General features: G+C 50.0%; 22 protein-coding genes, 1 tRNA gene, 1 pseudogene and 1 riboswitch. Of the genes and pseudogenes, 4 read left to right on the forward strand and 20 right to left on the reverse strand.

All coding sequences use genetic code 11. From position 1 onward, the window contains the following. Window positions 1-47 precede the first annotated feature (47 nt). From P9J64_08770 to P9J64_08785, 4 genes and pseudogenes are all read right to left on the reverse strand, one after another. Complete coding sequence (locus P9J64_08770; protein ID MDG5468409.1) at window positions 48-524, reverse strand: cytochrome P460 family protein; 477 nt, start codon at window positions 522-524, stop codon at window positions 48-50. 153 nt (window positions 525-677) lie between these two features. After that, window positions 678-1,187: a peptidylprolyl isomerase gene (locus P9J64_08775; protein ID MDG5468410.1), complete on the reverse strand. Its 510-nt coding sequence runs from the start codon at window positions 1,185-1,187 to the stop codon at window positions 678-680. Window positions 1,188-1,281: 94 nt separating this feature from the next. Next, window positions 1,282-2,061: pseudogene (locus P9J64_08780) on the reverse strand (arginine deiminase family protein). Then, on the reverse strand, window positions 2,055-3,482 hold the full coding sequence (locus tag P9J64_08785; GenBank protein MDG5468411.1) for a DEAD/DEAH box helicase: 1,428 nt from the start codon (window positions 3,480-3,482) through the stop codon (window positions 2,055-2,057). The pseudogene P9J64_08780 and the gene P9J64_08785 overlap by 7 nt, the downstream one beginning before the upstream one ends. Window positions 3,483-3,558: 76 nt before the next feature. On the opposite strand from P9J64_08785, the gene P9J64_08790 reads away from it, so the two are divergent. Beyond that, entirely contained in the window at window positions 3,559-3,819 is a 261-nt protein-coding gene (locus tag P9J64_08790; GenBank protein ID MDG5468412.1) for a GIY-YIG nuclease family protein, read from the forward strand. 10 nt (window positions 3,820-3,829) lie between these two features. Here P9J64_08790 and P9J64_08795 read toward each other — a convergent pair whose 3' ends face one another. Both P9J64_08795 and P9J64_08800 read right to left on the reverse strand, forming a co-directional pair. Beyond that, window positions 3,830-4,597, reverse strand: coding sequence for a hypothetical protein (locus tag P9J64_08795; protein MDG5468413.1), 768 nt, complete (start codon window positions 4,595-4,597; stop codon window positions 3,830-3,832). A 151-nt stretch (window positions 4,598-4,748) separates the two neighbouring features. Next, complete coding sequence (locus P9J64_08800) at window positions 4,749-5,114, reverse strand: YajD family HNH nuclease (protein ID MDG5468414.1); 366 nt, start codon at window positions 5,112-5,114, stop codon at window positions 4,749-4,751. A gap of 439 nt (window positions 5,115-5,553) precedes the next feature. On the opposite strand from P9J64_08800, the gene P9J64_08805 reads away from it, so the two are divergent. After that, entirely contained in the window at window positions 5,554-5,865 is a 312-nt protein-coding gene (locus tag P9J64_08805; GenBank protein ID MDG5468415.1) for a c-type cytochrome, read from the forward strand. Window positions 5,866-6,104: 239 nt separating this feature from the next. Here P9J64_08805 and P9J64_08810 read toward each other — a convergent pair whose 3' ends face one another. From P9J64_08810 to P9J64_08825, 4 genes are all read right to left on the reverse strand, one after another. Further along, the gene (locus P9J64_08810) at window positions 6,105-6,869 is read right to left on the reverse strand and encodes a hypothetical protein (protein MDG5468416.1); all 765 of its coding nucleotides are present in this window, start codon (window positions 6,867-6,869) and stop codon (window positions 6,105-6,107) included. Between the two features lie 423 nt (window positions 6,870-7,292). Further along, complete coding sequence (locus tag P9J64_08815) at window positions 7,293-7,466, reverse strand: hypothetical protein (protein ID MDG5468417.1); 174 nt, start codon at window positions 7,464-7,466, stop codon at window positions 7,293-7,295. A gap of 153 nt (window positions 7,467-7,619) precedes the next feature. After that, on the reverse strand, window positions 7,620-8,237 hold the full coding sequence (locus P9J64_08820; protein MDG5468418.1) for a cold shock and DUF1294 domain-containing protein: 618 nt from the start codon (window positions 8,235-8,237) through the stop codon (window positions 7,620-7,622). A 371-nt stretch (window positions 8,238-8,608) separates the two neighbouring features. Next, window positions 8,609-9,766, reverse strand: coding sequence for a transglycosylase SLT domain-containing protein (locus P9J64_08825; protein MDG5468419.1), 1,158 nt, complete (start codon window positions 9,764-9,766; stop codon window positions 8,609-8,611). A gap of 481 nt (window positions 9,767-10,247) precedes the next feature. Here P9J64_08825 and P9J64_08830 point away from each other — a divergent pair, with 481 nt between their 5' ends. Together P9J64_08830 and P9J64_08835 are read left to right on the forward strand one after the other, a co-directional pair. Continuing rightward, a complete protein-coding gene (locus P9J64_08830) occupies window positions 10,248-11,192 on the forward strand; it encodes a homocysteine S-methyltransferase family protein (GenBank protein MDG5468420.1) in 945 nt (314 codons plus the stop codon). A 211-nt stretch (window positions 11,193-11,403) separates the two neighbouring features. Beyond that, window positions 11,404-11,571 carry a hypothetical protein gene (locus P9J64_08835; protein ID MDG5468421.1) on the forward strand — a complete coding sequence of 56 codons (168 nt, stop codon included), beginning with the start codon at window positions 11,404-11,406 and terminating at the stop codon, window positions 11,569-11,571. 122 nt (window positions 11,572-11,693) lie between these two features. Here the strand turns inward: P9J64_08835 and P9J64_08840 are convergent, their stop codons facing one another. The 10 genes from P9J64_08840 to P9J64_08885 form a co-directional block, all read right to left on the reverse strand. Then, window positions 11,694-13,007: a hypothetical protein gene (locus P9J64_08840; protein MDG5468422.1), complete on the reverse strand. Its 1,314-nt coding sequence runs from the start codon at window positions 13,005-13,007 to the stop codon at window positions 11,694-11,696. 137 nt (window positions 13,008-13,144) lie between these two features. Further along, window positions 13,145-13,222, reverse strand: a riboswitch (cyclic di-GMP riboswitch). Between the two features lie 243 nt (window positions 13,223-13,465). Beyond that, window positions 13,466-13,541, reverse strand: a tRNA-Asn gene (locus P9J64_08845). A 268-nt stretch (window positions 13,542-13,809) separates the two neighbouring features. After that, window positions 13,810-14,532, reverse strand: coding sequence for a potassium channel family protein (locus P9J64_08850; GenBank protein MDG5468423.1), 723 nt, complete (start codon window positions 14,530-14,532; stop codon window positions 13,810-13,812). Continuing rightward, window positions 14,529-16,130 (reverse strand): cation:proton antiporter, encoded by a 1,602-nt coding sequence (locus P9J64_08855; GenBank protein MDG5468424.1) that lies wholly within the window; start codon window positions 16,128-16,130, stop codon window positions 14,529-14,531. Before P9J64_08855 ends, P9J64_08850 begins: the two co-directional genes overlap by 4 nt. A gap of 141 nt (window positions 16,131-16,271) precedes the next feature. Further along, window positions 16,272-17,687 carry a Glu/Leu/Phe/Val dehydrogenase gene (locus P9J64_08860; GenBank protein MDG5468425.1) on the reverse strand — a complete coding sequence of 472 codons (1,416 nt, stop codon included), beginning with the start codon at window positions 17,685-17,687 and terminating at the stop codon, window positions 16,272-16,274. Window positions 17,688-17,802: 115 nt separating this feature from the next. Further along, window positions 17,803-20,904 (reverse strand): efflux RND transporter permease subunit, encoded by a 3,102-nt coding sequence (locus P9J64_08865; protein ID MDG5468426.1) that lies wholly within the window; start codon window positions 20,902-20,904, stop codon window positions 17,803-17,805. A 25-nt stretch (window positions 20,905-20,929) separates the two neighbouring features. Further along, a complete protein-coding gene (locus P9J64_08870; GenBank protein ID MDG5468427.1) occupies window positions 20,930-22,045 on the reverse strand; it encodes an efflux RND transporter periplasmic adaptor subunit in 1,116 nt (371 codons plus the stop codon). 106 nt (window positions 22,046-22,151) lie between these two features. Next, window positions 22,152-23,735 carry an efflux transporter outer membrane subunit gene (locus P9J64_08875; protein MDG5468428.1) on the reverse strand — a complete coding sequence of 528 codons (1,584 nt, stop codon included), beginning with the start codon at window positions 23,733-23,735 and terminating at the stop codon, window positions 22,152-22,154. 505 nt (window positions 23,736-24,240) lie between these two features. Next, window positions 24,241-24,843 carry a hypothetical protein gene (locus tag P9J64_08880; GenBank protein ID MDG5468429.1) on the reverse strand — a complete coding sequence of 201 codons (603 nt, stop codon included), beginning with the start codon at window positions 24,841-24,843 and terminating at the stop codon, window positions 24,241-24,243. Further along, complete coding sequence (locus tag P9J64_08885) at window positions 24,840-25,646, reverse strand: DUF2092 domain-containing protein (protein MDG5468430.1); 807 nt, start codon at window positions 25,644-25,646, stop codon at window positions 24,840-24,842. Before P9J64_08885 ends, P9J64_08880 begins: the two co-directional genes overlap by 4 nt. Window positions 25,647-25,819 lie beyond the last annotated feature (173 nt).

Genomic DNA, 25,819 nt, shown 5'->3' on the forward strand with positions numbered 1-25,819 from the left:
CACATGCAAAAGATGTCGCTGCCTTTTTCTTTGATTATTGAGCCCTGCTATTTCACCGGACCGATAAAGAGCCAGTCATTGCTTTTTACTGCAGCATGGCAGCCGATACAACCGCCCACCTTCCCCTCTTTCTGAATGGTGCCATCAGGGGCATACTTCAGCCAGAACCAGTCGCCACCTTCGGCATTGTATCCCGCCTGCTTGTACATCACCGTGACTGCCGCCAGTTTTTTCTCTGCTGTGTAGTTTTCCTTAACGACAAAATCCCCAGAAGGAATGCTCCCGGCTTTGCCCTCAATCGCCTGATAGGCCCCCTTACTAACATAGGTGGTTAACAGGGAACCGTGAGGATGCCGACCTTCGTAGAATTTTGTTTTGCCGGGCCAGAGTTGCCAACCCTGATAATTCACCTCGTTAAGATAGTTGATCACGTCCTGACCGGTTGCGGCTGGCAACGCGGCGGCGAAAAGATTTCCGGAACAGAAAAAAGACACTAACATCGCGAAAAACAGAGACTTCTTCATCGGCTCCTCCCTTCAGCATGAGCATTGTAAAGATGTGTTCAAGTCAAACAGGCGATTTAATCTTGTCAACAGGGAGTGAGGAGAAAACTAACCAGAAATGTGGCGAAGAGTTGACAGGGACACTGGGGAAAGTGTCCCTGTTTGCAGATATCGCTAATCGAGAACCATCACCGATTTAATGACGACCGGTTCCACCGGCACATCGTCGTAGCCCTCGGTGCTGGTGGTTGCCTGCTGTTCAATAGTGTAAACCACATCCATGCCATCGACGACCTGTCCGAAGACTGCATAGCCATACATCTCAGCTTTAAGCCCACCATGATCGAGGTCCTTGTTGTCCTCGGTATTTATGAAGAACTGGGTTGTCGCGCTGTTAATTTCAGCGGTGCGCCCCATGGCGACTGTTCCGGTCTTGTTCTTCAGCTTATTGGTTGCTTCATTGATAATCGGTTCACCGGTGGGCTTCTCCTGCATCTCCGGGGTAAGGCCACCCCCCTGAATCATGAACCCCTTGATGACACGATGGAAGATAGTGCCATCGTAGTGGCCGGCATTGGCGTAGTTGATAAAGTTTTCGACACTGATCGGCGCTTTAACACGGTCTAGCTCGAGAATAATTTCACCGTGAGAGGTTTCAATCTGGACTATCGGTTTATCACTCATAGCAGAATCCTTTTCTTTTTAGCGAGGGCGTGGATGGGTTGATTATAGGCAAGGATGATACTGATGGCAACTCGTCGCCGTTCTGCCGTTTTGATTAAAATCTTAACGACAGGCAGGTCAAGCCACCATCAAGCTTGGCATATTCAGAGATATCAACTTCGATAAGCTCTGCCCCTTGATCGACGAGTTGCCTGCTCACCTCGGGGAAACCGGCTGAGAGCAGAAGCTTGCCGTTGATACGAATGCAGTTGGCTCCGCTGTTTGCTTCTTCCGGAACAGCAAGGATCCTGAAGTCTGAAAAATTCGGACTGGCAATAAATTCACCGGCGGCCAGCAACGTATTTTCAGCAACTTGAGTGACGCCGGTTTTCAGATGGAGAACCTCTGTAACCGGCACAGTCGATCCGGTCATGCCGTAACGCTGCAAAATTTCGATCAACTGATCAGCCCCGGCACGGTTGGTACGCGTGGAGAGGCCGATATAGAAGTGTTGGTCAACTTGCATCACGTCGCCACCGTCAAGAGTCCCCGGAGGCTGGATCTTCTCAATATAGGAATAAAAGTCTTCGAGGATCGGAAGCATAGCTGCTGTTTCCCCTCTGCGCGAGGCTGCTGCAGGGCGGGTAATGATGGCGCACTTGGGTGTGACTATGGCGACATCTTCAACAAAGGTCGAATCAGGAAAGGCTTCGTCAGCCTCAAGAACCAGGACGTCCAGACCACAGCACTCGAGGGCTGCAACATACTGCCGGTGCTGCTCCAGAGCTTTCTGGTAGTCGGGGGATCCCAGGTTGGCAGCTGTCAACCCTGAGGTCAGGCTACGCCCTGGCGTTCGGACAATCGCTTTAGTAAACATTGAGTTTCTCTCTATTTCTTTCCGCGCGGATTTCTTGTTGTGCTTTTCTGTGTCATGCCGTGCTTCGCTTTGCTGTTGGTTCGTTGCTTCGGAGAGCCGGCTTCGTTATCATTCCTGCGCCTGCTTTTCCCTGCCGCAGTTTTTTTTGCTTTGTTTATGTCCTGCACTTTACTGCTCTTACGGGATTTGTTTCCAGAACTGTCTTTGTCCTTATCTGGCTTGTGATCTTTTCCCCTCTCCTGTTGCCTCTTCGGCTTTTTGGGTTTCTTTGGCCGAACCTTGGCTTGGTGAGTCAGAGGAACTCTATGCTTTGGAATAAAACCGTTTTCAACCTCTCTTGTTAGGGTTTGACGGATCAGGGTTTCGATTGCCGCAAGGAGGTTGATTTCGTCGGCGCTGACCAGGGAAACGGCCTCCCCTTCGGAGCCGGCGCGACCGGTGCGGCCAATGCGGTGAACATAGTCCTCGCAAACTTTGGGTAGATCGAAATTGACGACATGAGGTAGTTCGTTAATATCGAGCCCGCGTGCAGCGACGTCGGTTGCGACCAGCACACGGACCTTGTACTCTTTGAAGCGTTTCAGCGCTCGGCTTCGTTGGTTCTGTTTCTTGTCGCCGTGGATCACTACAGTTGAAATGCCGGCACGCTCCAGTTCCTGGGCCAGGTGGTCAGCGCCATTTTTGGTTCGGGTGAAAACCAGTACAAGCTGCCAGTTCTTGTTGAGTATCAAGTGGCTGAGAAGGGCCGATTTCCTGCTTTTATCCACTTCGTAGACGGTTTGCTTCACCCTTTCCGCCGTTGAGTTGCGCGGGCTGACCTCTATCTGTACCGGATGATTGAGCAGACGTTCAGAGAGTTTGCGAATGTCGTTGGAAAAGGTTGCCGAGAAGAGTAAGTTCTGGCGTTTTTTCGGTAGTAAGGCAATGATTTCAAGGATATCGTCGATGAAACCCATGTCGAGCATTCGGTCCGCTTCATCGAGAACCAGGGTTTCTACCTGGGCAAAATGAATGGCGTTCTGGCGGAAAAGATCCATTAGACGTCCCGGCGTCGCCACCAGGACATCGACCCCACTGCGCAGCCTCATCATCTGTGGATTGATCTTTACGCCACCATAAACAACGCCCGACTTAAGCGGTAGATGCTTGCCGTAAGTGGCAACACTTTCGGCAACCTGCACCGCAAGCTCACGGGTCGGCGTCAACACCAGGGTGCGGATGTGGTTTGCTTTGACCCTGGGGCCTGCAGCCAGGCGTTGCAGCAAGGGGAGTGTAAAACCGGCCGTTTTGCCGGTGCCGGTCTGTGCTGCGGCCAGGACATCCTTGCCAGAGAGAACCACAGGAATCGTCTCGACCTGGATCGGCGTGGGTTCCGTATAACCACTTTCATCAACGGCGCGCAAAATGAGTTCAGAGAGACCAAGGGAAGAGAATGACATCGGGCCTTTTTGCATGCTAACCTGCACGCTCTAGTTAAGGGGTTGATCGGATGGGCGACAAGGGATGGAACATAACATGAACTGGCAGGTTTATATCATTCTCTGCAAAGACAAGTCTCTCTACACCGGGATTACCACGGCTGTCCAGCGGCGGTTTGCCCAGCACCTCGCCGGCACAGGGGCCAAGTATTTTCGTGGCCATTCACCGCTCAAGTTGGTTTACCTTGAGGAGGGGCATGACCGTAGCAGCGCCAGTCGTCGTGAGGCTGAGATCAAAAAATTACGCCCCGAGGACAAGCGGCGGCTGATCGAATCGCCCGAAAATAACCTTAAATAAATAGATGTCCTTAGTAATCCAGGACCCCTTTCAGCTGCCCCCCGAGTTTTTCGCCAAGCTTCTCCTTCTCAGTATCCAGGCGTTGGTTGACTTCACCCTCGAGTTTCTCTTTGTACTGATCGAGGCCCTTTCTCTTGACCTCGGCCAAAGCCTTGGCTGTCAGTTCCTTAAGGACTTGATCTGCAATTTCCCCAGGTGTAGCACCATTTTCCCCACCAAGATTCATCATCTCAATCTTCGGAAGTTTCAGGTCGTAATCCTTGTTCAAAGGAACAACCTTGGCGTGGATGATGCCGCCTTCAAAGAGCAGTTTGCGGATGATCAACTTCGGTTCAGCACCACTGCTTTTAGAGGCAGAAGATCCAGACTTTGCCGATTCGCCGGATGAAATGTTCTTATTAAGCGACTCCAGGTTGTTCTTGCCGGTCTCATTCAGTTCGAAAAAGACCTCCGGAGCCCGTATGATGATGTGTTCAATAACGGTGACATCCTCAGAGAGTGATTTGAGATCAATCTGGGTTGCAATCTCGCCGAGGGAAAAGGCCTGCGCAGCAGCAAAACCTTGCGGGTTGCCAACGGTTAGCCCGCTGATAGCCCCGGAACCATCTGTCAGTTCAAGTTGCACTTTTTCTACCCGTACGGACGTCTGCGTTGCCTCCGAACCGTAACTTTCGATCGCCGCTTTGACGATGCTGTCGAGGTTGGAGAGTAAATAGTAAACTCCGAATCCAATACTGAGCAAAAGGACCAGAAAGGCCCCCAGAGCAAGCTTTTTCATCGCATTTCTCCCTCTTTCTCTCGCAGGTGCGTGACCATCGTTCACTGTGATCTGTTGTTCGTCAGCACAAGGCAAAAAAGCTGTCAATAAATAGCGCAGGTCAAGATCAAGACAAGCCCTAAAAATATGGGCTGGCGCACTGGTTCAAATATTACTTCGGTTGCTTGAGTTGGTCATCAAGAGCAGCGAAGGGGGAGTGCGCGAGGGAGGGGCGGTCTTGTCGGTCGGACGGACCCTCTTTGCTACGTGCTTCCTGGACTCCGCGGGTATGTTCATGATCATGACAGTAGAGACACAACAACTCCCAGTTGCTACCGTCTGGTGGATTGTTGTGGTGGTCGTGATCCTTGTGGTGCACGGTTAATTCCCGCAGTTTTTTGCCTTCGAAATCACGGGTACAGCGGCCGCATACATGGGGAAAGAGCTTCAATGCCTTCTCGCGGTATCCGGCCTGTCGTATCTGTTCTCCCCTACGCAACTTTGCAACGATGAGGTCTCTTTGTTCGGAAACAGTCATAAAGCCTCCTGACCTTTAATACTACAACATAATCAGTTTTAGTGTGTCATGAAGAACTTTTTGCGCAGAAAGGGAAAAGGAGCTCCTGTTTTGTGTGCCATCCGTTTTTGGCCATCAATTTGTCAGTTAGGGCCTTGGGTTGCTCCCCAGTAAGGACGAAGAAGGGCACAGGGAAGGTTCTCTTGTATTTAATGGTCTATATGTCCTGAGGCCTTATGAGAAGGACTTGCAAGAGATTAATAACAAGCGCTTACAGAGAATCTACGATGTTACTATTAATCGTGACAAAAAAAGAACGACCACCCAGAATTGATCCAAATGGTTTTGACCCCCTGTGTTATATGTTTCGCGATTTAATTTGCACTACAATCATTAAATGATACGCTCACATTATACGATTCTATACAGTCAACCCACAACACCATTAAAGGAGTCACCCATGAAATTCAAAACCCTTATGTTCTGCTTTGTCTTGCTGATTTTTTCGGTTGCCTCTGTAAGTGCCAGCGATGACATTGGCCAGTCGGTTTACACCAAGAGTTGTGCAGCCTGTCACGCTTCTGGTGTTATGGGAGCACCTAAAGTGGGCGACAAGGATGCATGGTCCGCTCTGATAACGGAAGGGGTTGACACCTTGACCCATAACTCCATTAAGGGCAAAGGAAAGATGCCGGCTAAGGGAGGCAACATGAAACTAACCGACGAAGAGGTGAAAGCTGCGGTAACATACATGATGGAGATGAGTAAGTAGAGTTTTCGCATCCTAATGGATAAAAAGGGGGGACATTCTACGATGCCCCCTATTAGAAAATGGCCACTCGGAATTGATCCAGGTGGCCATTGCTTTGTGGCTTAAAGAGCTTCCTAAAGACCTCGATCAAAAAGAAGCGGGTTTTAGTCTTGGACGTCGGGACTTATGAAAAAAGCCCCCGATCCTAAGATTGAGGGCTTTCGTGTTTTATCAATATAGTTTTTTCAGTGGTCAATCTACTAGAAGCGGGCAAGCACTCCAGCGTAAGGGCCATCGAGCGTGGCATCGATAAAGAGACCCGATTCATCAATTTCGAGATCCAGGTAACGGTAGCCAGCAAAAACCCCGATTAGTGGAATCGGTGAAAACTCGATCTGACCATCAACATCAAGGAAGCTGTTGCCATCATACTCCATATAGCCGACACGACCTACCAAGGCCACCCAGTCTGAGAGGCCAATCCTAGCCCGAGCGCCGAGAGTTGGTACGGGAGCGGTCAGTGAGTCGCTTTCGCTTAGGCCGGTGGTGTGATCGACCATCGACACATTGGCATCGACCACTTTGACAGAAAGTTCCGGACCTAATTGCACTCTTACCGGCAGATCATCAATATTGAGGATATTCCAAGTCAGGCCTAAATCATAGATATCCATATCGACCGAACTAGAGACCTCGCTGTTAACTAAAAAGGTTTTGCCGTTGAAGATGAGGGTCTGATTCAAATTGCCCTTACCGGAAAAGTCGATCGGCAGGTATCCAGCGGCCAGTCGAAAGTTTCCGAGGTTAAGTGCGATCTCGGCAAAAAGTTCCTCACTGTCGTCAAAATTCAGGTCATCATCAAAATCGACTTTAGTACCGGGAATGCCTCCACTGTTGACGGCAAATATGCCGTCAGGGTTGAGAGAGATATATCCGGCCTTAAAAGAGACTATTTCGTCGGCCCAGGTCGAACCAGCAATTAGCAGAAGAGCAAGAATAAGGCATACGATGTGTTTTACTTTCATGGTGAACCTCCTTAGAAATCTTACTCAAAAGATTGCAAACTGCACACCAAGAAGCTTACTACTTGAAATCGTTAGTTTTACCCTGAAATAATGGAATAAAAAGCATGTTACGATGTAATTCGGTGACGATTTGTGTCGAATGAGACCGGAATATGCCGGCTTCCAAAGTTGGCTTAGTTCTCTGCGGCAAGGATGTTGAGGCCAAAGATTGGTTTCATATTTATCCTCTGCCATTGACTTGCGTGAGAGAAATTGGCAGACATGCCTAATGACTGCAAACCCTGACAAATAACAAAAGGCCACCCGTTTCCAGGTGGCCAATTAATTTTACAGCCCCATCTAAAAAGGGGTGGTTTTTTTTGAAGTTAAGAAGACTATACCTTATTGCTTAGACGCTTAGTCTAATAGCTTAGCAATTTTGCCTCAGCCTATTCGGACTCCCCGCGGAGGCTGATCCTGGTAGACCTGTTGCAGTTTAGCCTCGGCATCCGAGACAACTTTGCCGACGGCCTGCAAAATCTCTTTGGCTTGTTGCCTAGCTGCCGGGTCGTCCTGCTCCTGGATTGTTACGGTGAAGGTAAGTTTGTACTCGTTCATGCTTTTCCCCTCTGTCAGATATGAGACTAAGATGGGCGCTGGGTGGAATGTGATGAGATTTAACGTTTTGGATTTCCTGTAGGCCTCTGTTTCTACAATTTGTCGCTAGTTTATCGGGGAAACAAGTCGGTGCGATTCATCAGGAGCTGGGCATTATATTAAGTTTGAAATCAGAGACTTAAAAGTTGCTGCTCCCCTTGGAGTTAGCAATAAAAAGAAGAAAATGCAGTTCGTCATAACCGTAAACCAGAAAACTAGACGAAAAGACATCTTCTTTGTCTTATGTCGAAGTTTTTGCTGGGCTACGAGTGCCGCAGGCCAGCCACCCATTAAAGAAAAAAGATGCAAGGTGTTTTCTGGCGTTCTCCACGTATCGTTTTTGGCTGCAGCCTTGTCCTTTATATAAAGGAGATAAGAAGCTAAACTTGAGACTACATATAGGGAAAAAACAATAAGAGGTATTTTGCCTAACAAAGTACAAATAGCGACGATAAAGAGAAAGCACCCTGCCAAAAGGAATGATAAGCCATTAAAATTAGTCTTATCTTTTTCATAACACTGTGCGGCAGCCATCGCGGCTGTCGCGGCACAAGGTCTACCTTGTTTGTCTGTTGACAATGTGTAGGTTACCAATCGATTGATCTCAGGCCGCCTGCTTTGCTTCTTGAATGCTTTGATGTGAACGAAGACTTGCTTTCCGCCTGGAATTGGCGTGATAAAACCGAAACCTTTGTCATCATTCCACGATGTGATTTTTCCTTTTTGAGTCATAAGATTTTCTTTTCGGCTACATTGAGATCTTTAGAGTGAGTATTTCATATGACCCCCATTTCAGTAACACGGGGGTCTCAAAATACTCAAAACACAAAAAATCCGCTGGCCAGCACAAAGCCAACAACAGCGGTTAAAATATTTATCTACAATTTTCTGCCTGCTTTTTTTCATTTCCATCCCCCAAGGAACACATCAAATAAGACGAGGCCAATCTACGCCATGAATCTGGTTAGGTCAAAGATATTAGCTTCTTATTTATCCTCTCGCATTGTTTTGAAGACTCCAGGTTCGCCAATACACCAAATCATTACTGACCCTGCATTCTAGTAACGGAAAACATTCTGACAATAGTGGAATTAAGAATGAACTCAGGGCTTGTCGGTGCGACTTCCAACTGGTTGGATAATCAGACGATCACCGGGATGAATCGGGCTATTGATGTCAATACGATTCCATATCAGGATTGCAGCTAAGGGTACCTGGAAACTTTCAGCAATGGACGAGAGATTATCGCCGGGCTGAACAATATAGATTTGCTCCTGCCTCTTCTGACTCCATTCCTGATGCAATTTATCAAAACGCTTTTGAAGCCCAGGTGGCGTTTTTTCTGGGACTGCCAGTGTATAAGTTCCAGCCGCAAGGTAGTGGCCACGCAACTCAGGGTTCAAATCCTTAATTATTTTGAAATAGGTCTGTGCTGCTTGTGCTACCACCGTCAGACTGGTTTCCTCGTAGCAGGTCAATTCGGCGGTAGTAAATCTGATGGGAGGATAATAATCCTTTTCTTTCAAGTGAAAGCCGTAACGCTCCGGATTTTCAAGAATCAATTTGGCCGAAAGAACTCGGAACAGGTACCTCTGGGTTTCTAACGGTAAGTAGAGACGGTAGAAGTTGCTGACACCTTGGGCTAGGATTTCTGCCTGCAAACCTTGCTCTCCCATATTATATGCTGCTGCGGCCAGGCTCCAAGACCCAAACTCTTCGTATAACTTGGAGAAATAACCTGCTGCGGCTTTGGTGGATGCTGACAGACTTCTTCGCTGATCGACTTGGCCGTTGATGGTCAATCCATAAAGGCGACCTGTCTCTGGTAAAAACTGCCAAAAACCGATAGCCCCTTTTGGTGACCCGACGTGCGGTCGCAAGGCGCTTTCAGCAAGCGCGATGTATTTCAGATCATCGGGTAACCCAGCCTGGGAAAGCATAGCTTCGATAGCAGGAAGATAGCGAGTAGATCGCTTCAGCCATAAAATAGCTTGATCTCGATCCCAGAGAGAAATCAGAAGTTCCTTTTCCATCCGCTCCCGCACTTCAGGATCTTCCATGGGAACAGTCTCACCGCAAAAAGATAATGTTTGTTCCAGCCGGAGGCTTTTAAACAAAGTTGGGATCGTCTCTTCCTGACCTGAGGCAAGTGTCGGCCTATTGAAGACCAAACCAGTCACTAGATATCCCACAACTAATAAGCGAAAGAACATTATTTTCGCTAAATCAAGCGATTTAGAATAGGTCTTATAATAATGCATTGTGAATTGGTAAATCCTAAAGGCAAATTCTTGAATAGCGGGAAAAACTGTTAGAGCTAATTATACCCAGGTGCAAGTGTAGGTCAAAGGCGTGGGGTTCTTATTTGTCCTACGTGTATTGTGTGTGTTGTGTGTGTGATGGTTACATTGGGTCTTTAGAATAGATAAAACCTTAGACAATGCGATTTTTAATAACCAAACTCAAGAATCGGGATCATAGAACTCTGCCTCTCACAACTTTCTTACAATTCCTCTCGTATTGATCCACGGGTAGATTGTAGGTACAAAGAAACAAATATTACTGACCCTCACAAATAATAAATAGTCACCCGTTAACAGGTGACTCCTCCTAGAGAAATCATTTAAAGAAAGAAATTGCCCCGCGATTAATTATGATTGAATTAGTTTTCAATTGCGATATGGTTTTTAAATTGATGTCACATCCAACAAATTCTTAACCCTATTTCAACAAGGGAGAAAGATGATGTCGTTATTCCCAGAACAGAAAAGTGATGTCTTCTACATAACTGAAGGTGGGACAGAGACTGAGATCATGTATAAGTTTGGCCATGAGCTACCTCATTTTGCTATGTATCCATTACTTGACAATCCAAAGGCTGTACAGGACCTGGAGCTAATGTTCCATAAATACCTTGATTCGGTAGCCAAAAGTGGATTTTCTGCTCTTATGAGCGGGCTTGATTACAGAGCAAGTCCTGATTGGGCTAAACTGCTAGGGTATTCACACAATGGACTAGCAGAGATGCAGCATCGATCAATTGAATTTCTTAGAAATGTAGCGAAGCCATACCAAAATCAAATTTCTGAAATTCTTTACGTTGGCATCGTTGGCCCCAGAGGGGATGCCTATTCGCTAAACAAGACAGTTACCGCAGAAGAAGCAGAAGATTACCACAGCGTGCAACTTGCGACGCTCAAAGACGCAAATGTTGATTTTGTTTGGGCTGCAACATTTAATAATGTTCCTGAAGCTGTAGGAGTTTCTCGTGCGGCTGCTCAAAAAGGGTTACCAATTTGCATTTCTTTTACTCTTGATAGCTCACATCGCCTTCAGTCTGGTCCAACGCTGAAAAAAGCAATTCAAACTGTTGATGCGGAGGCAGGTGAATATAGACCTACTTGTTATGGAATAAACTGTTCTCATCCCCTAGAGTTTGAACCTGCTCTCGAACCAGGAGATTGGATTAAAAGAGTACGAAGCATCAGGCCAAACGCCACAATGATGGAAAAGATATCGCTGTGCAAACTCGGACATTTAGAAGACGGGAATCCTGTGGAACTGGGCCAACAAATGGGCTCCCTTGCAAAGCGATACCCACACATCGATATGTGGGGAGGATGTTGCGGAACATGGGAGACACATCTTGCAGAGATCGCAAAGAATGTTGCAGTTACATGTGACTAGCTAGTAATCCGACATCTAAACTGATCTTTAGTTGACCCAACCAACTCGGTTGGGGCTTTACTATTTATCCTCTCACAATGACTGGACGGGCTCAGATTGGCAGAAACGCAAAATTCTTACTAACCCTGCAATATAAGAAAAGGCCACCAAGGAGCGAGCCCTGGTGTCCATAGCTTTGTGAAATAAACAGCTTCCTTAATGTTTCTATCAAATGTCTCGAATACCGCCGGCGCTCACTGCAATCCTGCTGGCCTTTATCGGCAAACTTGGCGGTCTGCGCGGCAGAAATCACATTCATCAAGGGGGCTGCTCAGCCGACCCCCTTACTGGTTCTGAGTTTAATACAGGGCACCAGAAGTCCTGCCATGCCCTGCTTTAACACAAAAATGCACTCTTGAAGTAGAATCTATCCCGCATCTATACAGTAGTGAAAAGCCCCCGACGGACATTCCGTCGGAGGCTTTTCTAGTTATCTTAGCTTAAAAAAATATCCAGCATTGATCACAACCCTCCGGAAAGAACTGCAATTTCTTCCTCTATGCCTTCGACGAGCTGCAATACTACTGGATAAAATGCATCTTGTTCTTCGGGTTCTGTGATCCAGTCGTTATTCGGATTGCCTCCGAATGATCCGTCGGCTTTAGCGAGAATGTCTTTTCTCAACTTGTTTGCACAATCGTTAAGAATGATAAGCTGATCACTGGTTTCGGTATCTACTGTAACCGTGTCGAGCTGTTCTAGAACCGCTGTAAGTTTATTTGTAAGTGCATGGCGGCGCTGCTCAGCAGCGTTTTTAAATGCAACCAGAGGAACGTCTTGAGTCGATTCGATCAGAACCTGAGTTAAATCAACCAGCGAGAGCTCATCAAACTCAAAAGCGCCCACATCCGGTGCGGAACCTGAGTAGGCCAGTCCAATGTCGATACCAGCATCAATCAGCGGTGAGCCGCTCTGGAGATGATAATCACCAACCGCGCCATCGACGAACAATGGATCGTTCGAGGTGGTCGTCGTCAATGCGTTGATAACCGTGTAATAAGATGGCGAGAAATATTCCCGAACGGTTGTGTCGCAATTCCAGAAGTTATTGTTTGAACCTACAACTTTGGGAGCCCAATAAAAACTTTTGTGGGTCGGTAGGTTAACGGCTACCGTACAGTTGCTGATCGATGTGTTGTTCAGAGTGACATTGGGTGACGACCTGATGTAGTCGATGTCGATCGCCATATAAACGTTATCGATAGTGACATTGTTGCAAATTACCCGACCACTGTTATATCCGCCGATGGCGTACCGCATGTTTTTGAAGACTGTCTTGGTCACTGTGGTCTGAGATCCATAAAATGCATTAATGCCAAAGGTTCCGCCGTCAAGAATGCAGTTGTCGACGATGCAGTCGCTGATAAATCTGAAATAAGCTCTGTTTCTGGAATAAATCAAGTTTCCCGCATTTCTGATAGTGAAACCTGCGATGTCGATTCTTGAACCACCCACGCCGCCATTATAAGGAGAAATGATTGCTGCATAACTACCCATGCCGTCGATAATTGTCACTTCCGGGCCTTGTTCTCCAACCACCTTGACACGATGATTCATTTCAAGGGGGCCGTAATATATACCAGGGGCGACCGAAACCGTATCCCCGCCGACTGCAGAATAGATGGCTGGTTGGAGTTCTTTAAACGGATATGCTTGGCTACCATCCTCAATGCCAGTGTCATTTTTTGCATCGACATAAACTGTTGCAGCAAAAACAACGCTAACAAAGAAGAGTTGGAGAACTAAGCATGATGCCAAAACAATTAACTTTTTCACTATAACCTCCCTATGATTAATAAACAGCTCAAGTCCCATTACCCGAGCACATGCTATAAAAGCAAAAACCCACCTTCGTTGACAAAGGTGGGTAGAACTCTTGTTCCCCTCCAAAAAAAGCCAAAGCTGCAACGCTCTTCGGTAGCCCAGCCATCCAAAATTATGGACCTGAAACTTTGCGCCCCTGCATTACTACAGATTTGCTCTTCTCGGAGTGATTAAATTAATTTTAAAGACAACTTTAGCACAAGTTCATAAAATAATTCAAACAATTTTAATCCACGTGCCACAGGTTAAACAAAGGGCTTAAAATCTTGATGCCCTGGCAGGATAACTGTAGGGAGTTTCTAACACTGAAAATGGGGAAGAGAAACAAAGCTTGGCACCTATCTTGGCACCCACAAGAATAAAAAAGAAAACGGGAACTTAAGTCAGTGACCTAAGTTCCCGTTTTTGCTTGGCTCCGCCTGCTGGGCTCGAACCAGCGACAAGCGGATTAACAGTCCGCTGCTCTACCAACTGAGCTAAGGCGGAATAAACAGAGCCAAACTAAATTTTTAATTATACATACGCCATAAAACTGGGCATGAAGGACGTTTTTATACACCTTGAAAAAATTTGTGTCAATACATTTGTGACCCTATTCCGTAGAGACATGGATAAGGTGGAAATACGACTGCTGATATTAAGAAATCCCCGCATTCAAAATGCGGGGTTATCATTGGTTTGAGCTGATGGCAATGCCGTCGATTTTTTTGTTTCCGCTCGCTATTGTCTTAAACTCCGCTCGAAGCGCTTGCCATCATTCTCTCTGTTCTGCCTCTTCACCACTATTCGTATTGTCGACCTGCTGGTGGACCAGGTACATGCCAACCAGGCGGGCCACCAGGATAGTCAGGTATACCTGTCCGATGATGGCTTCGAAAGTGGCAAAAGTCTGCGCCTCCGTGGTCACAGGGGACATATCGCCGTAACCGACCGTGGTAATTGTCACCAGGCTGAAATAGAAAAAGGGGAAGAACTCCCTGGAAAGCCAGAGATGCATGCGCGCTTGTCCCTGAGTGAAAGAAAAGGACCCCGGGACCATGACTTCAATCAGCAAAAAGATGTACCCCCAGATCACAGCAAGCATCAGGTAGACACAAACCGACCCGGCCAAGGTGTCACCACTTACCTCGCGACCGCGAAACAGGTCGATCAGAATAGTCAAGGCAACCAGAACCATGAAGATGACGCGGCAAGCGATACCAATGAAGAATAAGACTTCATTGCCTGTAACAGCACCCATTACATTGAGAACAAGGCTGACCAGGAGCAGGAGCACTTCAAAACCGAGCAGGCTCTTTTTGATTTCGATTGCGCGTAGCCCGGTAAAGAGAACTATGACGAACATCATCTCGAGAAGATATTTGCCAAGTTGCGTATCAACCGCCGGCTGCATCACCATCAGCAGGATCAATGCAATCAGCAGGCTGCCATAACGGCCTAAAATAAAGGTCTTGAAGCCGAAAGTGTAATATTTCATGAAATCCCTACATCTTCCCTTTTCTCAAGGGCCGACCAGGCATGCTCAGCAAAACCAAGCCCGGCTTCATTGTAAAAATTAAAAGCCGCGTGAACACCGGCCTCACGTAACTCCTCAACCTGATCGTCAAAGAGTGCTGTAGCCGCAAGCATGCCCGAGTAGCCCTTCTCAATCATTTGTTTGGCGACATTCAGATTGGAGACATGCTTAGGCATGGCCAGCATGATCATTCGCGCCTTACGGCCGGGTTGAAGACTGATACGAGACCAAAAATCAGGATCGGTGGGGTCACCATAAACAACCCAGCGTCCTGCTTCCTGGTGCATGCGAACCGTGTCGGCACTGAAATCAAAGCCGATAACAGTGTCACCATACTTGTCATGCAGAAAATCATAGGCCATGGTTCCGAGGCGCCCCATACCAAAGATACCGATAGTCGCATTGCCCGGGTCGATCGGTTGATCATCGGGGTGACGGGTGGGTGTTTCGAACCGTTGCAGCATGTTTCGGTACCGTCCATAGAGCGCGTCCGCGGCCGTGTTCAACGGTGAAGCGATCACAAAGGATATCGCCAGGGCCACGGCAATAATAACCAACCACTCCGGGCTCAGCCAACCATTACTGGAGCCAACGGCCGCGACAATCAAGCCGAACTCGCTGTAGTTGGCAAGGCTCAGTGATGCGAGGAGGGAGGAACGGGCGCGCAGCTTAAAACGGGTCAGCAGGGTGAAGAAGAGTGCCACCTTGAGTGGCACGACCATGACCAGAAGTGCTGCCACGCCAATGGCGGCAAGACTGGGTACTCCGGAAAACCCGATGGACAAGAAGAAGCCGACCAGGAATAGGTCTTTCAGCCCCAACAGAGTCTTGGCCATCTCTGAACTCTTTTCATGTCCGGCCATCAGAACACCCAGGACAAGTGCGCCAAGGTCTGCCTTTAGCCCAACCAACTCAAAACCTGCGGCCCCCACAACCAGAGCTACACACAAGCTGAACAGGAGGAGCAGTTCGCCATGACCGCAGCGATCGGCGAGGCGGTATAGCAGTGGCCTCAGCCCCCACAAGGCCAGTGGGACCAAAAGGGCCCAGGCCGAGGGAATTTTACCGAGGGACACGGTCAAAAAGATTACAGCAAAGATATCCTGCACGATCAAGATGCCGATAGAGACCTTGCCGTGCATGGCTGACTTCTCGCCTTTTTCTTCGAGAATTTTGACTGCGAAGACTGTACTGGAAAAGCTTAAAGCGAAGGCAAGCAGGATAGCCAGAGGGAGATCAAGGGCAGCAAAAAAAGGCAGGCCTGTCCGGCCGAGCAGAAAGATTCCAGTGCCGAAGACGACAACTGTTGTCAGCATGTGCAGGGAGGCTCCGGCCCAGACCTCAGGCTTAGCCAGGTTCTTGAGCTGCAGTTTCAAACCGATGCTGAAGAGCAGCAGAGTGACGCCCAGGTCGGCGATGACCTGCAGGCCCTCGCCGCCCTCAAAGCCAAGGGCATTGAGAGCGAAGCCGGCGGCAAGGAAGCCGATCAGTGGCGGCAGTCCGACCTGGCGAACCAGGAAACCAAGAACAAAAGCTATGGTGATGAAGACAGGAGTCATAACACAATGTTTCGTGGTGTAAGGAGCGAAAGGTGAAAAAGCCAGAAAGCCTTCTTCACCTTTGCGTGGTTATTAAATAATCAAAGCCTCAAACGAAAAAACACTTCCGGCCACGTGTCACGCCCTTTTCATGTTTATTTGTCAGAGTGCATACTCCGTGTAGTAATGAGCCACACGGCCAATCGCCAGAATGTAGGCGGCTGTGCGCAGATCAGGGACATCATCGCGAGAATGCCAAATTTCCCGAATCTCCTGGTAGGCCTCGCACATGGTGTCTTCCAGACCCGAACGAACCAGGTTCAGCTCGTCGGCCTCTTTCTGAAAGCTCTGACGCATCTTTTCCGGAAACTTGTTCCCCATGGCCTGCTCCAGGGCATCGATGGCCGACTCTGCTCTGAACTGCATGAAACGACGGCCCATCTTGCCAAAGCGCATATGTGCCAGGTTCTTGGTCCACTCAAAGTAGGAAACTGTCACTCCACCGGCATTGGCATACATATCCGGAATAATGATCTTACCGCGTTGACGAAGTATTTCGTCTGCCTCGGCGGTAACCGGACCGTTCGCAGCCTCAACGATCAGGTTGGCCTTGATCTTTTCGGCATTGCCTTCATGAATTTGGCTTTCGAGAGCCGCTGGCACCAAAATGTCACAATCTGCTTCGAGGAGTGAACTCCCCTCAGCAAAATATTCGGCTTCCGGGTAGCCTTTGACGCCACCATTCTCACGCAAATAGGCAAAGACACTCTCGACATTCAAGCCATTAGCATTCCAAAGACCGCCGTCCCTTTCGATGATGCCGAGAATCAGGCAGTCATCTTCCTCTTCGAGGAACTTGGCAGCATGGTAGCCGACGTTACCAAGGCCCTGGACAACCACACGCTTTCCAGCCAGACCGGGCGTCAGGTCTGCCGCCTTGACATCTTCTGCGTGGCGGAAGAACTCCTGCATGGCGTACTGCACTCCACGTCCGGTTGCTTCGGTTCGGCCCTTAATGCCGCCCATCTCTGGAGGTTTCCCGGTGATACAGGCAGCCGCATCGATATCTTCGGGATGCAGTGTCCGGTAGATATCAGCCATCAGAGCCATCTCTCTTTGCCCTGTTCCCATGTCAGGGGCCGGCACGTTCAAAGCTGGGCTGAGATAACCTTTTTTCTCGAGCTCTAATGCAAACCGGCGAGTAACGGCATCAAGGTCTTCACGACTGTAGGCGCGAGGGTCGATGCAAAGACCTCCCTTGGAACCGCCAAAAGGAACATTGACCACAGCGCATTTAAAGGTCATCAAGGCGGCCAGAGCTTCGACCTCGTCCTGGTTGACTGCGGTGGCAAAACGGATGCCGCCCTTGGCAGGCAGGCGGTGTTCGCTATGGGTCGCGCGCCAGCCTTTAAAAACTTTGTATTCACCATTTATTTTCGCCTGAAAACGCACCTGGTAAACGGAACGACATTCCCCAAGCAGCTCAGCAATTCCCGGGGGCAGATCCATCCTTGCTACAGCGAAGTCATACATTCGTTTAACACTGTGCATGAAACTATGCGGCTGAATGGCAGACATAACTTCCTCCATTGAGAGTCGCGGCTAAAAAACAGAAAAGGAGAAGCAAATCTCCTCCTTTTCTGTCGTGTGATCAGGACATAACTCCTTAACGGGAAAACCGTATTTTTTACTCTTATGCTTTCGGCGACGGCACCTTGAAGAACATACAGTAAAGTACTGGCACCACAAGCATGGTCAGTACCGTACCAAAGGCCAGACCGGCCATAATGGTGATCGCCATACCAACCCAGAACACGTCCTGCAGCAGCGGGATGACACCTAGCACCGTGGTCGCGGCGGCCAACACAACTGGGCGCAGGCGAGCCAGCGCGGCAATGACCACGGCATCGTATTGCGCCATGCCGTTGCCAAGGTTGATATTGACCTCGTCGAGCAGCACTATGGCATTCTTGATCATCATCCCCATCAGGCTCATGGCGCCGAGCAGGGCCATAAAGCCGAAGGGAGCCTGGAAGGCGAGCAAGCCGCTGGTAATACCAATCATGGCGAAAGGTACCGTCAGCATGATCACGATCGGTGGCTTGAAGGCATTGAACAAAGCGACCAGGATAAACAGGATCACTGCAAAGGTTGGCACCAGGCCGGGGACCAACGCCTTCTGGGATTTTGCCGAATCCTCAGTCGTCCCCCCCCACTGGGCCTTGTAGCCGGGAGGCATTTCGATCGCTTCAACCTTGGCCTGGACCTGTTTCATCAAGGTTGGCAGAGTCTGCCCGAGCACCGGGTTGGCCTGGACGGTGATGGTGCGCCGTCGATCCCGTCGCCAGATCCGGGTCTCCTCCCACTCCATCTTGACCCCATCTGTGACCTGGGCGATCGGCAGGGTCGACGTTGTCAAGCCGGGTTGGACCTGCAGTACGTCGAAAGAAGCCAGACTGGCACGGTCATCTTCGACATGACGCAGAACGATTGGCAGCAATTCGTCCTGTTCACGATAAAGTCCGATCGTGCGACCGTCGTAAGCCCGCTTGGTCGCATTGGCGACATCCTCGCGGGCGACCCCGGCGTAGCGGGCCCGCTCCTGGTTGTAGACCGGCACCATCTTCGGCACTTTCTGACGCCAGTCGACCTGCATGGCGCCAGCCAGTGGTTCATCCCTCAGGAGATCCAGTACCTCTTCGCTGAGACTGCGCAACAGTTCAGTGTCAGCAATCGCCGGGCCGCTGATCCGGTACTGGAATTGCCAGGTCTGGCCCGGGCCGACATCGAACTTGCGCATCGGCACCATGGAATCAGGGAAGGTCTCCGCAGCCCAGGGAGTGAGCTCTTTAATCAGCTCATCGATCTTGCGGAAATCGTGCAGGTTGACAATCAGTTGCCCGTAAGCGGGGTTAGCCGATTCAGGCTCTACCGGCAGGTAGAAGCGCGGCGGTCCGGAACCGATAAACGCCGCAACATTATCGACCCGTTCGTCGGCGAGCAGTTTTTCCTCAAGAGCCTTGAGATCGTTGGAGACCACTTCGATACGTGTACCCTGAGGCGCATAGTAGTCAATCATGAACTTGCTCATCGACGAACTCGGGAAAAACAGCTGTTCGACAAAGCCGAAACCCATGAACGAGGTCACCAGCAGGCCGACCATGATAGCGATGAACAAAACGCGCAGACGGATCGCCTTTTCCAGCAAACCACGGAAGATTTTATAGAATTTACTGCCAAACGGGTCGTGCCCTGCTTCCTGTGGTTTCGGATCGGGCAGCATGTCGAGGCATTTGATCGGCGTCAGGGTCATCGAGACGATCCAGCTGACCATCAACGAGATGCCGACGACGATGAACAGCGAGAGGCAGTACTCACCTGTACTTTCTTTGGACCCGCCGATCGGGTAGAAAGCCATGACCGCTATCACGGTTGCACCGAGCAATGGCATCGACGGCGAGCCTGCGGCTTCAATGGCCGCCTTGATCTTGTCCATCCCCTGTTCACGGCGAACGACAAACCCTTCAGCAACGACGATCGAGTTGTCGACCATCATCCCCAGGGCAATAATCAGGGCGCCCAATGACATGCGCTGCAGGTCGATCCCCATGATTGCCATGACAATGAGTGTGCCGAGGATGGTGAGTATCAGGTCAATGCCGATCAGAGTACCCATACGCCAACCCATGGACAGGGCCAGAACAACAAGTACGATTCCTACGGCTTCCGCAAGGTTAATGAAGAAGCCGTTAACCGAGTCGGAGACCACATCAGACATCCAGTGGACATGGTGAGCCTCCAGGCCAACCGGCAAATCTTTCTCAAGCTCGGCCATCCGTGCGTCGACATTGCGGCCGACATCGACGATGTTGGCTCCGGCAACGTTGGTGATCGAGATTGCCAGGGCCGGCTTGCCATCGAGGCGCATCATGGTCGGCGGCGGATCCTTGTAGCCACGCCTGACCGTACCTATATCACGGATGCGGATCAGCTCATCGCTGCTTTGCAACGGCTGTCCCTTGCCGAGACTTTGCAGGCTGTCTATCAAAGACGGGTGAATGGCCAGCTCAGAGATATCCTCCGGCGATCTGAACTCACCGGTCGGCGCAATCCGAACCCGCTTCTGCTGAACATCGACGCTTCCGGCATCGACCACCATGTTCTGCTGCTGCATAGTGGAGACAATGCTCTTATCAGAAATCCCCAACTGGCTCAACTGGGTCTCTGAGGCTTCCAGGTAAATAATTTTCGGCTGCACACCCCAGAGTTCGACACGTGCAACGCCTTCAACCAGGCTCAGTTCCTTCTTCAGGCCCTTGGCGGCGTCCTCCATTTCGGCGTAGGAGTAGCCGTCACCGGTAATCGCCATCAAAAGTCCGTAGACATCACCGAAATCATCGTTGACAATCGGCCGGCTACAGCCGGGAGGCAGCGAGCCCTCGACTTCGCGAACTTTGCGGCGCATATCATCCCAGATCTGCGGCAGTTTGTCCGACCAGTACTGGGTTTTGATGTTGACCCAGATCTGGGAATAGCCTGGAGCAGAAAAAGACCTGAGATAGTCGATGGTCTTGAGTTGCTGCAGGGCTATCTCGATCCGGTCGGTTACCTCGAGTTCGACTTCAGCGGCACTGGCTCCAGGATACTGGGTAATGATGACCGCGGTCTTGACGCTGTAGTCCGGGTCTTCGAGTTGTCCCAGGGAAAAGAAACTGGCAAGCCCTCCGACCACTAGCAGGAAGGTGATAAAATAGCTGACCGCCTTTTTTTCAATGGCTATCTTGGCAAGATTCACGGACGAATCTCCTCAATGCAAAAGATTATTCAACAATGCGAACCTGCTGGTCTTGAACCAGCATATTGGCTCCGGCAGTAGCGATGATTTCCCCAGGCTCGAGGCCTGTGATCATGGCCCCGTTTTCGGTCAGGTTGATGATCGTAACGGGTCTTTTGTTGACTTGCATACTGTTCTCATCCACAACCCAGACAAAGGTCTTTTTGGCTTCATCGGAGAATGTCGCGGTAATCGGAATCTCGACTCCAACCAGGCCTTCCTCTGCAGCAATCTGGGTGACGGCTCTCTTGTCGCCTTTTGCCTTACCAGCCATTCCGGGCAGGATCTTGAAGCCTTCAGGTTGATCCATGATCAGCGTTACCGGGTAAGTCCGTGTTGTCTTCGAGGCTTCCTTGCCAATCTCTTTGACCCTGGCAGGCACCTCGGCATCGGGATAGGTATCAAAGAGCACAACGGCTCCCAACTCACGGACGACGTCGACATGCTCCATCAGGGTTTCCGGGATCTGCACGGTAAACTCGATACTGCTGTTGTCGAGTACACGGATAATCTGTTGCTTCGCCTGCACATCTTCGAACTGCTCGACGAATTTCTCAACCACGATTCCATCGTAAGGCGACTTCATGTAGGTATAGCTCAGGTTGTCCGTGGCACTTTCAACCGCAGCTTTCGCGGAGACAATCTGTGCCCTGGCGGTATCGAGTTCCGCCTTGCGGACATCGACCATCGACTTGCTGACCGCGCCGGGGTCCTTCTCAAACACCCTGGCGACCCTGGCATATTCAGATTCTGCCAGGTCAAGGCCTGCTGTCGCCTTGCGAAACTGGGCCTGGGCATCGTTCAATGCGACCTGATAATCCTGTGGGTCGAGGCGAGCCAGCAGGCCACCCTGCTTGACTTCCGCACCGATATCGACAGGAATTCTCTGTACGGTTCCGGAGACCCTGAAAGAGAGATTGGCTTCCTGAGTCGCAGTGGCTTTGCCTGGGAACCAGCGCCCGCCGAAAGGCTCCTCATCACCGACCTTCATTGCCTTAATTGGCCGGACGGTGTCTTTTTCTACGACCTCTTTCTCGCCGCAGGCTACCAGGGTCAAGATTATCGTGATAAAGAGTCCTGCAAACAACAATCGATTTTTCATAGCACACCCGATGTTCGTAAAAGGTGAAAGGTTATTGGGGAAAAGTTTCTTTTATGAGTAATGCGTTTTTTCACGCCACATGCTGCACGCATCGGACTTCATCACTCTACCAATCCGGCCAGCGCCAATTTGACGTGTCGTCAACAGCTTCCGGCTGCTGTTCTGCTTTGTCTAGCAGGCCACCCCAATCGGTACGCTCCGACATCTGTTGCTGCACATCAACAGGGACGATCTCGGCGTTTAAGCGCTGTTGCCAACCGCCCCCAAGGGCCTTGTACATATTCACAAGGTTAATGGCAAAAGAGCCTTGCACTCTAGCCAGAGCGTCTTGATCACGGGTCAAGCTACGCTGGGCATCGAGGACCCGCTGATAATCGGTGAGACCTTCGCTGTACTGTAGTGACGAAATATCGACCGAGCGCCTTGAAGCAGCGACGGCTTCAGCAAGATAACCGGCCTGGACCTTATCCTCGAGGAAGCCGGTCATGGCATCCTCGACCTCGCGCGCAGCGTTGAGGACTGTATTCTGGTAACTGGCGATCAACTGCTGCAATCTGGCATCTTGAACACGCACCTGGTTCTTGATACGACCATAGTTAAGCAGATTCCAGGTCAGAGATGGCCCGGTGAAGTAGGTGAAGCTGTTGCTGCTGAACAGGTCGCTTAAGCTGCTGCCCCCTTCGCGGGTCAAGGGACTGTTGCTGGACTGCAGACCGATGCTACCGATCAGGGTGAAGTGGGGGTAGAGATCGGCCTTGGTGACGCCGACCAGGGCGCTCTGGGCAGCGGCCTGTTGTTCTGCACGGCGGATATCAGGGCGCCGTCGCAACAGGTCCGCCGGCACGCCTACAGCGACTTCAGCAGGGGGCTGGGGGATACTGGTGTGCCCGGAAATGTTAAGCTGAGAAGTCAGATCTTTGGGAGGAGTGCCGAGCAGAATACTCAAGGCATTCTGGGCTTTCCGGTAGTCGGTGCGGAAGCGTGGAATGGCCGACCGGGTATTGGCCAGAAGCGTGCGAGCTTGCTGGACATCGAGCTCGGTGACCAGGCCACCATCAAAACGGTTCTCAGCGATCTCCAGTGAGCGTTCCTGAATTGCGGCACTCTCTTCGGAGAGGCGGATTTGCTCGGACAGGGTACGGATGAGAATGTAGGAGCGGGCGACCTCGGCAGTCAAGGTCACCATAACTTCGTCATAATTGGCAATTGCTGCAAGGAATTGCGCATCGGCAGCTTCGACACCGCGCCTGAATTTGCCCCAGAAATCAAGTTCCCAACCGGCACTGAAGCTGGTGTTGAGATCCTTGTAGTCGAGATCACCGGCGATTGTATTGGCCGCGTTCCTGCTCGCTCCGAGGGCCGCTGCCGAGGCCCCTAACTGCTGCTGTTGCGGGTACAGGTTGCCCGTGGCAATGCCGAGTTGGGCGCGGGCTTCAAGAATACGCAGACCGGCAACCTGCAAGCCGAGGTTTTGACTATGGGCTTCTTTAACAAGACTATTCAGAACAGGGTCATCGAAGACCAGCCACCATTCTTCATACTGGTCTGGCGTGGCGATTAATTGCTGATCGGCTTGCTCTATCCAGCTATCGGCGACAGGAGCAGGAAGGGAAGTAAAATCAGGTCCAACCTTGATGCAACCGGACATCAGCAAGGTTAAGCCAAACATAGAAATCACAACAAAACGCATCTGTTTCTCCTGAAAAGGCAGACAACTAAAGAGGGTAATGCCAAGATCAAACTTTCACAAAAGCGTTGCTGCCCTCTGAAATAGCACCAAGGCATTCATTCTTACGCCAATTAATAATACTTCAAAAACTCTAATCTTCAAGCCTTGAAGCAAACTTAATCATCTGCGAAATGCTGTAATCTTAAACATTTGAGAACTTTCAGATGGCTCATTGTTGGCAGCTAAAAGCTAGCACATAAAGTTAAAAAGCCTTCCCCACCCTGCTCGGGAGCAGACGAAATCAGGCCATAGAGGTTTTTTTAAGTTTCTCCAAGAATTCGTTTTTAAATGCCCGCCGCATCTTCGCAGCCTGGTCTCGCTGCTTCTCATCCTCTGTTTCAGGAACATGGGGTGGTATATTTTCGAGCCACCTTCATAAAAAAGCCTCCATTTACGGAGGCTCCATTCCTTAGACGTTGATTTATCGACCTGCTTAACGGTCTTTCAATCTTTAAACCTGTTGAACTCAATAACCAGCAGGAGCCTTGACAACAATATATGTCACATTCCCGCCAGAATAGGCCCGTGAATACCAATCATTATCACAGCGATAGTAGGTGACACCGTTAACATGAACAGTGGTTGACGTGCATGAAAGCGAGCGAAAGGTTGCATAAGTTATACTTGAGCCAACTCTGTAACGATAACGATCGTTATACCAGTCACGCCGATCATCTCGCACATCATCTCCGTAGTCCTGCCAGTCTTCACGTCTCTCCTTGCGAGCGTCCTGTATGTCATCTTGCCGGTCGCCACGATTGTCTTGCATGTTGCTACGCCGCTCACTGCGATTGTCCTGCATGTCGCCACGCTTATCACCACGATTGTCTTGCCTGCTGCCGCGATTATCAGAAAGGCTGCTGCGATTGCCTCCCCGCTGACCACTCGGAGCCTGGTGACTGCGAATCGAACCGCCAGAGGCGGGCCCACTTCGAGAGAAGCTTCTGCCGCCTCCGCCTCGACCGCCGCCACCTCCACCACGACGCGCCTCAACTTCGGCCACAACAAACAGCAGAGCTACCAAAAAAGAACAGCCAGCGATGACCAATTGCCACTTCCTGTTCATCATGGCTGACCTCCTTCCGATTGCATCTCAACATCTACCACCGCAAAGGGAATGCGCTCCACCTTCTTCGAAGGTGTGAAAGTAAAGGTCTCGTCACTTAGCTTTGGAGATGTTTCCCACTTCAAGAATTGCCCCCAGAATTGAGGCTGACCTTCCTCATTTTTAAACGTGATGATAATTCTACGCGGCAAAGGTTCATCGCCCTGAGGGATCCAGATCTGGAAATCAACATTGTCATTACGCATGGCGAGGTGATCACATAGTACGCCTGCCAACATCGACTCATCAACATAGATCCCGGACTCTATCTTGGCAGTCAGCACAGAGCCTGGATCACTCACGAAAAAATCTCTTAAGGGAATTGGTCTTTGAAGCTCCTCTGCGAGGAAGTCGAGTGCGTCATCGATTTCGCCTTTGAACGGGGCCTTGGCATAAACCGCTTCCTCGGGGTGAGATAGCACAACCTCCTTGCCGTCATAGACAACGCTGCCATGAACCCCATCCCTGCGGACAAAATCGACCCGAAAATGATTCGGGCGTTGAATCGTGACGTCCTGATGGGAGCCGAACTCTATCTTCTGACCCGTCTCTTGCAACACATCGAAACCGAATTCGGCAGTCACCTGAAACTGTTTAAGTTTGGCGAGATAGTCCATAGAACGGTTGAAAATCTCCAGAACCTCTTCGTCTATAACATTAGTCTTCTGATCCGTTGATGACGGTTCTGCTGCATTGGCCTTCGGCAGGCCTGTGAGCCCTAAAAACATAACGAGCAACAGGAAACAACTTCGGGATACTACAGACATCTTGATTCTCCTCTCCCTTTGCCTAAGATTGGCAGCCAGGTTGTGACTACCTTGGCATTGTTGGTAAGTAACGCCATCCTCATAAATCTGCGGGGACAAGTCTTACATTTGAACTTGTTGTTGATTTCTGTTTTACTTGCTTGATACAGACGTCTTCTTGTAACAGAGACACA

The sequence above is a fragment of the Deltaproteobacteria bacterium IMCC39524 genome (assembly GCA_029667085.1).
Taxonomy (GTDB): Bacteria; Desulfobacterota; Desulfuromonadia; order Desulfuromonadales; family BM103; genus M0040.